This is a genomic window from Clostridioides sp. ZZV15-6383, from assembly GCF_020657735.1.
Classification (GTDB): Bacteria; Bacillota; Clostridia; order Peptostreptococcales; family Peptostreptococcaceae; genus Clostridioides; species Clostridioides difficile_D.
Genome location: NZ_JAGWCV010000011.1, coordinates 1 through 12,878 on the forward strand (window position 1 = coordinate 1; position 12,878 = coordinate 12,878).

Annotated in this window: 10 protein-coding genes; all 10 read left to right on the forward strand. The window is 29.0% G+C overall.

Annotated features, from left to right (window positions below):
* On the forward strand, positions 1-1,278 hold a 1,278-nt coding region (locus KGF42_RS06140), incomplete at its 5' end, for a DUF5009 domain-containing protein (protein WP_227825975.1).
* A 245-nt stretch (positions 1,279-1,523) separates the two neighbouring features.
* Positions 1,524-3,548, forward strand: a complete 2,025-nt coding sequence (locus KGF42_RS06145) for an N-acetylmuramoyl-L-alanine amidase (RefSeq protein WP_227825976.1) — start codon at positions 1,524-1,526, stop codon at positions 3,546-3,548.
* A gap of 218 nt (positions 3,549-3,766) precedes the next feature.
* Complete coding sequence (locus tag KGF42_RS06150) at positions 3,767-4,453, forward strand: sugar transferase (RefSeq protein WP_079740152.1); 687 nt, start codon at positions 3,767-3,769, stop codon at positions 4,451-4,453.
* A 95-nt stretch (positions 4,454-4,548) separates the two neighbouring features.
* A complete protein-coding gene (locus tag KGF42_RS06155) occupies positions 4,549-5,604 on the forward strand; it encodes a cell wall-binding protein Cwp7 (protein ID WP_227822336.1) in 1,056 nt (351 codons plus the stop codon).
* 115 nt (positions 5,605-5,719) lie between these two features.
* A complete protein-coding gene (gene murJ, locus KGF42_RS06160) occupies positions 5,720-7,276 on the forward strand; it encodes a murein biosynthesis integral membrane protein MurJ (protein WP_227825977.1) in 1,557 nt (518 codons plus the stop codon).
* A 45-nt stretch (positions 7,277-7,321) separates the two neighbouring features.
* Positions 7,322-9,028 carry a phospho-sugar mutase gene (locus tag KGF42_RS06165; RefSeq protein WP_227825978.1) on the forward strand — a complete coding sequence of 569 codons (1,707 nt, stop codon included), beginning with the start codon at positions 7,322-7,324 and terminating at the stop codon, positions 9,026-9,028.
* Between the two features lie 21 nt (positions 9,029-9,049).
* Positions 9,050-10,123, forward strand: coding sequence for a mannose-1-phosphate guanylyltransferase (locus KGF42_RS06170; protein ID WP_227825979.1), 1,074 nt, complete (start codon positions 9,050-9,052; stop codon positions 10,121-10,123).
* Between the two features lie 11 nt (positions 10,124-10,134).
* A complete protein-coding gene (locus KGF42_RS06175; RefSeq protein ID WP_227822339.1) occupies positions 10,135-10,857 on the forward strand; it encodes a glycosyltransferase in 723 nt (240 codons plus the stop codon).
* 15 nt (positions 10,858-10,872) lie between these two features.
* Positions 10,873-12,030, forward strand: coding sequence for a polysaccharide polymerase (locus tag KGF42_RS06180; protein WP_107594763.1), 1,158 nt, complete (start codon positions 10,873-10,875; stop codon positions 12,028-12,030).
* A gap of 2 nt (positions 12,031-12,032) precedes the next feature.
* Complete coding sequence (locus KGF42_RS06185) at positions 12,033-12,872, forward strand: glycosyltransferase family 2 protein (protein ID WP_227825980.1); 840 nt, start codon at positions 12,033-12,035, stop codon at positions 12,870-12,872.
* Positions 12,873-12,878 lie beyond the last annotated feature (6 nt).

Below are 12,878 nucleotides of genomic sequence, written 5' to 3' on the forward strand. Positions count from 1 at the left end.
AGCAATAGCAATAGCAATAGCAATAGCAATAGCAATAGCAATAGCAATAGCAATAGCAATAGCAATAGCAATAGCAATAGCAATAGCAATAGCAATAGCAATAGCAATAGCAATAGCAATAGCAATAGCAATAAAATTTCAAATAATAGTGTAGACTCTAAATTTGTGAATAGCAGAGTTAAATCAATAGATATAATAAGAGGGCTATCAATAGCCCTCATGATAGTTTGTAATAATCCTGGGACTTGGATGAGAATGTATCCTCAACTAAGACATGCTGTATGGCATGGTGTAACACTTGCAGATTTTGCATTTCCTTTTTTTGTTATATCCTTAGGTGTTACAATTCCAATATCAATAAATAGTAAACTAAAAAATAATAAATCTACATTAAGTATAATACTTAGTATATTCAAGAGAAGTATCTTATTGATATTATTTGGATTTTTCTTAAATTACCTAGGAAATCCTGATTTAAATACTGTAAGAATACTTGGAGTACTTCAACGTATGGGACTAGTCTATTTTGTGACTAGCTTAGTATACTTACTACTAAAAAAATTAAATGTTGGAAGTACTGTTACAATAATTACTTTCTTATGTATATCTGCATTTATAATAGTAGGATATTACATAGTAGCAAAACCTTATGGGTTTGAGTTAGAAGGTTCTCTTGCACAATTAGTGGATTTACATTTCTTTAAAGGTCATTTGTACAAGTCAGATTTTGAGCCAGATGGTTTTTTAACTAGTATAGTAGCAATTTCTTCAGGAATGTTGGGATGCACGATGGGATGTGTGCTTTTAAAAGAAAACATAGGAGAGTATAAAAAATTCTTTAAAATATTAGTTATGAGTATTATTTTACTAATAGGTGCTTTTATATTTAATCAGTATTTTCCATTTAATAAAAGATTATGGTCTAGCTCATTTGTACTTTTAATGGCTGGAAGTTATGGTATATTACTGTCAATATTTTATTTTATATGTGACATCAAAAATAAAAGTAAAATATTTACCCCAATAATAGCGCTTGGAAGTAGCCCTATTTTTACATATATGTGTCTCGAGATATTAAGCCATGTTTTTTGGAACCTTCCAAAACTTACAAATAAAGTCGATTATCCAACTACCTTGGTAGAGTGGACTACATATGAACTTATAACTCCTTGGGCAGGTACAACTTGGGATTCTCTTGTATTTTCTTTATTGTATGTCCTATTCTGGGTTATAGTAATGTCTATTATGTATAAGAAAAAAATATTTATCAAAATTTAGTGCAATATTTTTAGACGCTAAAGTCTTTGTTTTGTTCAAATACACGGAAACTATCAAATATAATCAAAATTTCCCCTCGATAAAATTTAAAAACCATGCCATAAAAGATTACAAAAAGATTACAATTTGTAATCTTTTGTGTTATAATGAAAAAAGATTTACATAATATTGAATTTATGTAATATAAAACAAGTTCAAGAAGAATTAAATAAGATTTAAAGATCTAAAAATCTAGGGGGGATACAATGAGAAAAAGAACAAAATTATTAGCAACAGGAATGTTGTCTATAGCAATGGTGGCACCAAACGTGGCTTTAGCAGCAGAAAATACTACTGCAAATACAGAATCTAACTCAGATATTAATATAAATTTACAAAGAAAAAGTGTAGTGTTAGGAAGTAAATCTAATGCAAGTGTAAAATTTAAAGAAAAATTAAATGCTGATTCAATAACATTAAATTTTATGTGTTATGATATGCCACTTGAAGCTACTTTAAATTACAATGAAAAGACAGATTCATATGAAGGTGTAATAAACTATAACAAAGACCCAGAATACTTAAATGTGTGGGAACTTCAAAGCATAAAAATAAATGGCAAAGATGAACAGAAAGTTTTAAACAAAGAAGACTTAGAGTCTATGGGATTAAATCTTAAGGATTATGATGTTACACAAGAGTTTATAATAAGTGATGCAAATTCAACAAAAGCAGTAAATGAATATATGAGAAAAACTTCTGCACCAGTAAAAAAACTTGCTGGCCCTACTAGATTTGAAACTGCTGTTGAGATAAGTAAACAAGGTTGGAAAGATGGGTCTAGTAAGGTTGTAATAGTTAATGGAGAATTAGCAGCAGATGGAATCACAGCTACTCCACTTGCATCTACATATGATGCACCAATATTACTTGCAAATAAAGATGATATACCAGAAAGTACAAAGGCAGAATTAAAACGTCTAAACCCAAGTGATGTAATAATCATAGGTGATGATGGTTCAGTTTCACAAAAGGCAGTATCTCAAATTAAATCTGCTGTAAATGTAAATATAACTCGTATTGGTGGGGTTGATAGACATGAAACATCTTTACTTATCGCAAAAGAAATAGATAAGTATCATGATGTTAATAAAATATACATAGCAAATGGATATGCTGGTGAATATGATGCTCTTAATATTTCACCAAAAGCTGGTGAAGACCAACAACCTATAATATTATCTAATAAAGATTCCGTACCACAAGGTACATATAATTGGTTATCTTCACAAGGTCTAGAAGAAGCTTATTATATAGGTGGTAGTCAAAGTTTATCATCAAAAATCATAGACCAAATATCTAAAATAGCAAAAAATGGGACTTCAAAAAATAGAATTTCTGGAGCAGATAGACATGAAACAAATGCAAATGTAATCAAGACTTTCTATCCAGATAAAGAATTGAGTGCAATGTTAGTTGCAAAATCTGACATAATAGTTGATTCAATAACAGCAGGACCTTTAGCAGCTAAATTAAAAGCTCCAATACTTATAACTCCAAAAACTTATGTTTCTGCATACCATAATACAAACTTATCAGAAAAAACAGCAGGAACAGTATATCAAATTGGTGATGGAATGAAAGATAGCGTTATAAGTTCTATAGCATCTAGTTTATCAAAACACAATGCACCAACAGATCCAGACAATTCAGGTTCAGCAACAGGAAAAACTGTAGTGATAGACCCAGGTCATGGGGGTTCTGATTCAGGGGCAACAAGTGGGCTAAATGGTGGAGCACAAGAAAAGAAATATACTCTTAATACGGCACTAGCAACTACTGAATATTTACGTTCAAAAGGTATAAATGTTGTTATGACTAGAGATACAGATAAGACAATGGCTTTAGGAGAAAGAACAACATTATCAAATACTATAAAGCCAGATTTATTTACAAGTATACATTACAATGCATCTAATGGAGCTGGTAATGGTGTGGAAATTTATTACAAAGTAAAAGATAAGAATGGTGGAACAACTAAGACTGCAGCATCAAATATCTTAAAAAGAATACTAGAAAAATTTAACATGAAAAATAGAGGAATCAAGACAAGAACACTTGCTAATGGAAATGATTACCTATATGTGTTAAGAAATAATAATTATCCAGCAATACTTGTTGAATGTGCATTTATTGACAATAAGAGCGATATGGATAAGTTAAATACTACAGAAAAAGTAAAAACAATGGGAACTCAAATTGGAATAGGAATAGAAGATACAGTAAAATAAAATAAAAAATATTAAAGCAAAACATATCATCTCCTGTTATAATGTAAAATATAACAAGAGATGATATATTTTTGTAAAGAATCAAATTGTTTACAATGATGTTTCTTGTATTGATAATCTGCTCATTATTGAGTATAATATAGGAATAAGTCAAAAATAAGATAGAAATAAGTTGAAATTAAGAATTAAAAAATTTTTATTCCAATATGGAGGTAACTATGTCTGGATATACTAATGATGAGTGTGAAATACCTAAAATTAAAAGCTATCCAGGGGCAGATAAAGAAATTGCAAGTGAGATTGACTATAGCATAGTAAAAGGAACAGTTCTATTTGACTTGTACCAAAGAATTATGGATTTAGTTTTAGCTATAATAGGACTTGTGATAGGTTTACCTTTAATAGCAATATTTGGAATTCTTATTAAAATAGAGGACAAAGGACCAATAACTTATAAGCAAGAAAGACTAGGAAAATGCGGGAGAAGATTCTATATATATAAATTAAGATCTATGAGAACAGACGCAGAAAAATTTGGCGCACAATGGGCTGAAAAAGATGATCCTAGAATAACTAAGGTTGGAAAGTTTATTAGGAAAACTAGAATTGATGAGATTCCACAGCTGTTTAATATATTAAAGGGGGACATGGGCTTAATAGGCCCTAGACCAGAGAGACCAAACTTTACTGTTCAATTCAATGAGGAAATACCTGGATTTATCAACAGGCTTGCTATAAAACCTGGACTTACAGGTTGGGCACAAGTAAATGGTGGATACGAAATCACTCCTGAAGAAAAACTTAAAGAAGATATTTACTATATAAAAAATAGGAGTATATTACTTGACTTTAAGATACTCTTTAAAACTGTTAAAGTAGTATTGACAGGAGACGGAGCTAGATAATTTTAAAATATTAGATTACTAATCAATGAAAAAGCTCTTTAAAAAAGAGCTTTTTTATTGTCAAAAAATACAAAAAAGAAAAGGAATGAGAACTTATGATTAAAAAAATTTCTACTATATTATCGTTAGTTTTGTTAATCTCTATTTCTAGTACGATAGGAGTATTTGCAGATGCAAATCCTAAAAAAGAGTTGATAGAAGGAAGTATACCAGAGATTTCTGCAGAGTTAAATAGAAGAGTATTTAAGGATTCTAAAGAAGTAATTCTTGTAAATGAAGATTCAATTGTAGATAGTATAAGTGCAACACCTTTAGCATATGCAAAAAATGCTCCAATAGTTGTAACTAAGAGTAAAAATCTTGGTAGAGTAACAAGAAATTATCTAAAAGAACTAGCTCCAGAGAAAGTTACGATAATAGGTGGTTTAAAGGCAGTATCTAAAGATGCTGAACGTAATATAGAAAGAATGGGAATGAAAGTAGAAAGAATAAGAGGAAAAGACAGATATGATACATCTTTAAAGATAGCTAGAGAAATGTACAGAACAGTAGGATTTGATAAAGCATTTTTACTTAGCTCAACTACAGGATTAGAGAATGCCATATCTGTATATTCTTATGCAGCTAAAAGTGGAATGCCAATAATATGGGCTAAAGATGAAGGTTTTGAAGAACAAATTGATTTCTTAAAAGGTAAAAATCTTGAAAAAATATATGCATTGGGGGATTCAAAAGAATTTATTGCAGAGGTTGATTCTAACTTAAAGAATATAGAAGGTATAAAGCAAATAAATAAATCAAGTACAAATGTAGATTTAATAAAGAAGTTTTATGATGAAAAAGATATAAAGAAAATCTATACTGCTAGATTAGACTTTGGTAGTAGATCTGATGTAAACGAATATATTTCTTTGGGAGTAGTATCAGCAAAAGAAAATATGCCAATACTGATTTGTAGTGATAATTTAAGTCGTGCACAAGATAAATTCTTGAAAAATAGCAATATAAATGATGTAGTTGAAGTTGGATACACAGTAGGTAATTATAGTTTACTTAAGAGTATATTTAATCTAACATTCTTATCTTCTATAATATTAATACTATTATTACTATTGATTACATTTAGGGCATTTAGATATGAGTCGAAATAGTTTTTGATTTATAAAGGAAGCTTTTCATAGGTTAAATTTACTTAGTCAGAAGAATGTTTATAAGCAGTTTTAAAAGTTCTACTTTTAGAGTTTAAATTAGATAAGGAGAAATAAAATGTCAAAAACAGCTAAAGCAGCATTGTGGATTATGGCAGCCACTATGTTTTCAAAAGTATTAGGTTTTCTTAGAGAACTTGTACTTGCAAATTTCTATGGGACAGGTATGTATGCAGACGTATTTGTATTAACATTAAATATACCTGGTTTAATCATAGCAGTCATAGGTTCTGCAATTGCTACAACTTATATACCTATGTACTTTGAGACAAAGAAAAGACTCGGAGATGAAGGTGCCTTAAAATTTACTAATAATGTTTTAAATATATGCTATATAATGGCTATAGTAATAGCTATTATTGGGCTTTTATTTACAGAGCAATTTGTTACAGTATTTGCAGCAGGATTTAGAAATGACCCTGCTAAATTTCAAGCAGCGATATTATTTACTAAAATAATGATTTCAGGAGTTTTGTTCCTGAGTGGAAGTAAAATATTTAGTTCATTTTTACAGGTGAATGACAGTTTTGTAATTCCTGGGCTTATAGGAATTCCATATAATATTATAATAATAGCAGCAATAGCACTAAGTGCAGGTAAAAACATATGGATACTGCCAGCAGGAGCATTACTTGCTATGGCGAGTCAACTATTATTTCAACTTCCATTTGCATTTAAGAAGTCCTACAAGTATAAGCCATATATAAATTTAAAGGATGAGTCTATAAAAGAATTAGTCAACTTAGTATTGCCTATGTTAATAGGAGTAGCTGTGGGACAGTTAAATATATTTGTTGACAGATTATTGGCAACTACTTTGGGAGATGGGAAGCTGTCTGCCCTTAACTATGCAAATAGATTAAATGAGTTTGTTATGGCGTTATTTGTTACGTCTATAATAACAGTTATATATCCTAAGCTAGCAAAAATGTCAGGTAAAGATAACAAAGAAGGATTTATAAGTACTATTGTAAAATCATCAAATTGCATTATATTGGTGGTGCTTCCTATATCTGTAGGAGCTATTATATTAGCAGAACCTCTTGTTAGGATATTATTCCAAAGGGGTAAATTTGATGCGTTATCAACAGACCTTACATCTATAGCACTTAGATTGTATTCACTAGGCTTATTGGCTTGTGGAGTAAGAGATGTTTTATATAGGGCATTTTACTCTCTTTCAGACACAAAGACACCAATGATAAATGGAAGTATAGCTTTAGTAATAAATATAGTTCTTAATTTAATATTAATAAGACCACTGGGTCATGCAGGTATTGCTATATCAACTAGTACATCTAACATAATTACAGTTATATTATTATTTATATCTCTTAAAAAGAAAAATGGATATTTTGGAGGAGATAAAATTATAAAGACTGGTTTAAAAAGTTTGGTAGCATCAGGCGTAATGGCAGTAGTCACTTTATTGATATATAGTAATCTATATGTACTTATAGGTTCAGGAACAATTAAAGAAATTGTAGCAGTTGGAGTTGGGGTATTAGGTGGAGCCTCTGTATATACGATATTGATAGTTTTATTTAAGGTAGAAGAGATGGATTTAGCTTTTGAATTTTTAAGAAAAGGAAAACAAAAACTACTTAAAAGATAGACATTTACATTAAAAAATTAAAATAGAGTTAGAAAGGATGAAAATATGGATTATAAGAATAATTATGAAATGTGGTTAAATTCTCCTTATTTTGATGAACAAACGAAAAATGAGTTGTTAGGAATAAAAGACGATGAAAAAGAAATACAAGATAGATTTTATAAGAATTTAGAGTTTGGAACAGGTGGATTAAGAGGTATAATAGGAGCGGGAACTAATAGAATCAATATTTATACTGTTAGACGTGCAACACTTGGAATTTCAAATTATATTATGAAGACTCAAGGTGAAGAAGGAAAGAAAAAGGGAATAGTTATAGCATATGATAGCAGATACATGTCGAGAGAATTTTGTATAGAAGTGGCAAAGACTTTAAGTGCTTATGGTGTAAAGGCTTATATTTTTAAAGAATTAAAGCCAACACCAGAACTTTCTTTTGCTGTAAGATATTTAAAATGTGCTATGGGAATAGTAATAACAGCAAGTCATAACCCTAAAGAGTACAATGGGTACAAGGTATATGACTCAGACGGTGGTCAAATCTGTATAGATATGGCAAATGATATAATAGCAGAAGTTAATAAGATTGATGACTACAGTATTATTAAAACTTTAGATTTTGAAGAAGCTTTATCTAAAAATTTAATAACTATATTAGATAATGAAGTAGAGGATGAGTTTATAAAGGCTGTTAAGAAGCAAGTTTTAAGACAGAATATAATAGATGAGTATGGAAAAAAATTAAAAATAATATATACACCTATTCACGGGACAGGAAATAAGCCAGTGAGAAGAGTCTTAAATGAATGTGGCTTTGAAAATGTAACAGTGGTTAAAGAGCAAGAATTGCCAGATTCTAATTTTTCAACAGTTAAGTATCCTAACCCAGAAGAAAAGTCAGTATTTAATATAGCTATTGAAATGGCAAAGAGTAATGGTGCTGATTTGATAATAGGAACAGACCCTGATTGTGACAGAGTAGGTGTTGTTGTAAAAGATTCTAGTGGTGAGTATGTAGTATTAAATGGAAACCAGGTTGGCTCACTTTTAGTTAGATATATAGTAGAAGGCTTAGTCAAAGAAAATAAACTACCTAAAAATAATCCTACAATAATAAAAACTATAGTTACATCAGAACTAGGTGCCAAAATAGCAAAGGCTTATAATGTAGATTGTTTAAATACTTTAACAGGATTTAAATTTATAGGAGAAAAAATAAATTCTTTTGAAGAAAGTAATGATAGAAGCTTTATAATGGGATATGAGGAAAGCTATGGTTACTTAATTGGAACTCATGCTAGAGATAAAGATGGTGTTGTATCTTCACTTATGATATGTGAAATGGCAGCATACTATTCTTCAAAAGGTATGAACTTGTATGAAGCTTTGATAGATACATATAATAAATTTGGATACTACAAAGAAGATTTAAAGTCAGTGACTTTAAAAGGCATAGATGGAATAAAAAAAATAAAAGAGATGATGCTTTACTTTAGAAGTGTTAAAATAGATAATGTGGCTGATGTAAAAGTAGATAAGATTTTAGATTATAAAAATGGAGTAGATGATTTACCAAAATCAGATGTACTTAAATTTTTACTTGAAGATGGTTCTTGGATAGCTATAAGACCTTCAGGTACAGAACCTAAAATTAAATTTTACTTTGGAGCAAATTCAGACAACCAAGAAGATGTAGAATTTAAATTGAAAAATTTAATATCTTATATATTAAATGTAGTAGATTCTATATAAAAAGCTAAGGGGAGATAAACAATGAAAGTATATAATGTCATAATGGCTGGAGGAGGCGGGACTCGTTTCTGGCCACTTAGTAGACAAGAAGTACCTAAACAGCTTATAAATTTAAGTGGAGAAGATGCTTTAATAAACGAAACTATAAACAGAATAGATTCTCTAGCAAAAAAAGACGATTTATTTATAGTAACTAATGAGAAGCAATTGGAAGCTTTAAAGGATATAGTAAAAGATAAATGTTTAGATAGTAATATTTTGCCAGAACCATGTGCCAGAAATACGGCAGCAGCTATAGGCTTTGCAGCCTTTAACATAATGAAAAAATATGGTGATGGTGTTATGTGTGTATATCCAGCTGACCATTATATAAAAGATGAAAAAGAATTTAAATCTATTTTAGAAAAAGCTATCTATATAGCAGAAAATAATGATAAACTAGTAACTATTGGGATAACTCCTACATTTCCATCAACAGGATATGGATACATAAATTTTAATAGAGAAAATACAATAGAAAATGTTGCATATGAGGTAGTGGAGTTTGTAGAAAAGCCAAACTATGAGATTGCTAAAGAATATGTAAACTCTAAGAAATATGTATGGAATAGCGGAATGTTCGTATGGAAGGTATCTAAAATATTAGAAGATTTTAAGAGATACTTACCAAAAGTATATGAAAAATTAGAAGAGATAAGCAAATACTTAGGAACAAAAGAAGAAATAGAAAAAATAAAAGAAATATATCCAACAATACAATCAATCTCTATAGATTATGGTATTATGGAAAGAAGTAATGATGTTATAGTAGTTCCTGGCGATTTTGGGTGGAATGACGTTGGTTCTTGGGACTCTCTAGGTGCAATATATCCAACTGATGATGAAGGTAATATCAAAAGAGGTGAAAATATTACTATAGATACCAAAAACTCAATTATATATTCAGATGACAAATTAATATCGACAATAGGTATTAGTGATTTGATAGTAGTGTCTACGAATGATGCAGTTATGGTTTGTAGAAAAGATAAAGCTCAAGATGTCAAAAAGATAGTAGAGCAATTAAAAGAAGAAGATAGACGAGAATATATGTAGGAGGTGTTCATTTGATTCCTAAAAAAATACATTATGTATGGTTTGGTGGTCCAAAAGGCAATATAGAAAATATATGTATAAATTCTTGGAAAGAAAAGCTTCCAGAATATGAGATAGTAGAGTGGAATGAAAAAAACTTTGATATAGAGAAAGAAATAAAGGGAAATAAGTTTTTAGAAGAATGTTATAAAAGAAAACTTTGGGCATTTATATCGGACTATACAAGAATAAGAGTACTTTATGAACAAGGTGGAGTTTACATGGATACAGATATGCAGATATTAAAAGATATAACTCCTCTTTTAGACAATAATAGGCTTATATGTGGTTATGAAGATGATGGAGAATATATGAATGCAGCTATAATAGGTGTAGAAAAAGGACATCCTTTCTTTAAAGACTTATTAAATTACTATGAAAAAGAGGTTCTGAGTTCTTCTTTATTTACAATACCAAAGATTATGACTCATCTTATGGAAAAGAATTATAAAAAGATTGATAAAAATAATTATGAAGAAGGAATACGTGTTTACGATAAAGAATATTTTTATCCTTTTGGATTTAAAGAAGACTTTACACCAGAGTGTATTACAGCAAACACTTATGGGATACATTGGTGGGGAAAAAGTTGGGCTAAAAAGAGAAATTATTTCTTAGAAAGCAAACACTTAACAGGTGTAAATAAGATATGGAAGTGTTGTAAAATATTTGCAAGTAATACTTTACGAAGCTAAAAGGGAGAAAGTAAAATGAAGACTTTAAACGATGATAGAAATATTATGATTAGAAAATATCTTTATATATTTGTTTTGTTTATCATATTACTTAGAAAGTATATGATATCATTTATTGACCCAGATATGAATATAGGGATGATTAAATCAGCGTTATTTTATTCTTCAATAGGAATACTAATGCTACTTTTTTTATTTGATAAGAGAAAAAGTATAACAGAAATGGTGCTAGTTGGAGTTTGTGTCTTACTTTATTTATTAAATAGGGAAGGAGCTATATTATTAATCGTTTTATTAGCTGTATCAGCTAAACAAATAGATGATAAATTTATAGTTAAAAATTATTTAATAATATCTGCATGTTTTTTAATGGTAGCTATATTATTATTTAATTTATTTCCTTCATTAATATTTAATCAGGAAGTTCACTATAGATATATAGAAAAGATAGATATGCTTGTTACAAGAATGGATTTTGGACTTGGTAATCCAAATAGCGTATTTTATCATATGGTTACTATATATGCAGCATATATATTCTTAAGATATAAAGACTATAATAAATGGGATAGAATAATTTTATTTGGATCTGCATTTTTTGTTTATCAAACTACATATAGTAGAACTGGTTTTTTTACTATATTAGCAGGGTTGATATTTGTAGAAATAATAAGATTTATAGATATAAAAAAAATAAAAGGACTACCAATGCTTATAAAGACATTACCGATAATACTTATTTTATCTAGTGTAATTATTGGTACAGTGTTTGATAAAAGTACTGTATTAAATAGATTATTAGCAAGTAGACCTAAGTTCTGGAATGTATACTTAGCTGAAAAGGGGAATTTTCTGAAACCTTTTGGGAATTCATATAGTGCGGCTATAAAAGCAACTAATCCATTAGATAGTTCTTATGTATATATAATTAGTGTACTAGGAGTAATTGCTTGTATATTATTTATGTATTTGATGTATAAAGGAATAGAAAGCTTTATAGAAAAAGATAAAAAAGCGTATTTAGTGGCTTTATTTATATTTTTACTATACTCTTTTGCAGAAAATTTATTATTAGAAGCTTCATTTAGTTTTGCAATAGTATTACTAATAAAAGAAGTGATATTAAATGATAAAAGAGAGGTAGATTTGTGGAAAATGAAAAGTAGGAGGTAGTAATGTTAATATCATTAATAATGCCGACATTAAATAGATATGATGATATATACTTGCTTATGGACAGCTTAAAAAATCAAACTTACAAAAACTTTGAACTTATAGTAGTAGATCAAAATGATAATAACAAAGTTAAGGAGATAGTTGATAAATACATTGATAAGCTAGATATAAAGTATATAAAAAGTGATAAGCTAGGATTAAGCTATAACAGAAATATAGGCATAGATAATGCTAAAGGACAAATTATAGGTTTCCCTGATGATGATTGTGTTTACGAAAATGATACATTAGAAAAAGTTATAAATTTCTTTAATAAAAATAAAGATTATAAAATATATAGTTGCAAAACTATGGATGCAAATAAAATTGATGCTTTTAAGAAGATGTATGATGGAACTTGTGATATCACAAGTTCCAACGTTTTAGATACTATAACATCCATAACTTTTTTTATTAATTTTGAAGAGAATGAATATACAAGATTTGATGAAAAATTAGGTGTTGGTGGAGAGTTTGGCTCTGGCGAAGAGATAGATTATGTTTTAAACTTATTGAGTTTAGGTTTTAAAGGAAAATATTTTGGAAATGATATAATTTACCATCCTGCAAAAAAACATTCTAAATCTAAAGAAAAGTATCAAAAAGATTATAACTATGGAAGAGGTTTTGGAGCGTTTTGCAAAAAGGAAATAGTCTATAGAAAAAATTATAAGTTTATAAAGGTTATGGCATCAAAACTTGTAAGAAATATAGGAGGTCTTATATTGAGTTCTAATAGAGATTATCATAGTGCCACTATAAAGGGAAGAATTAATGGATTTAGACAGTATAAGTTATAATGAGGA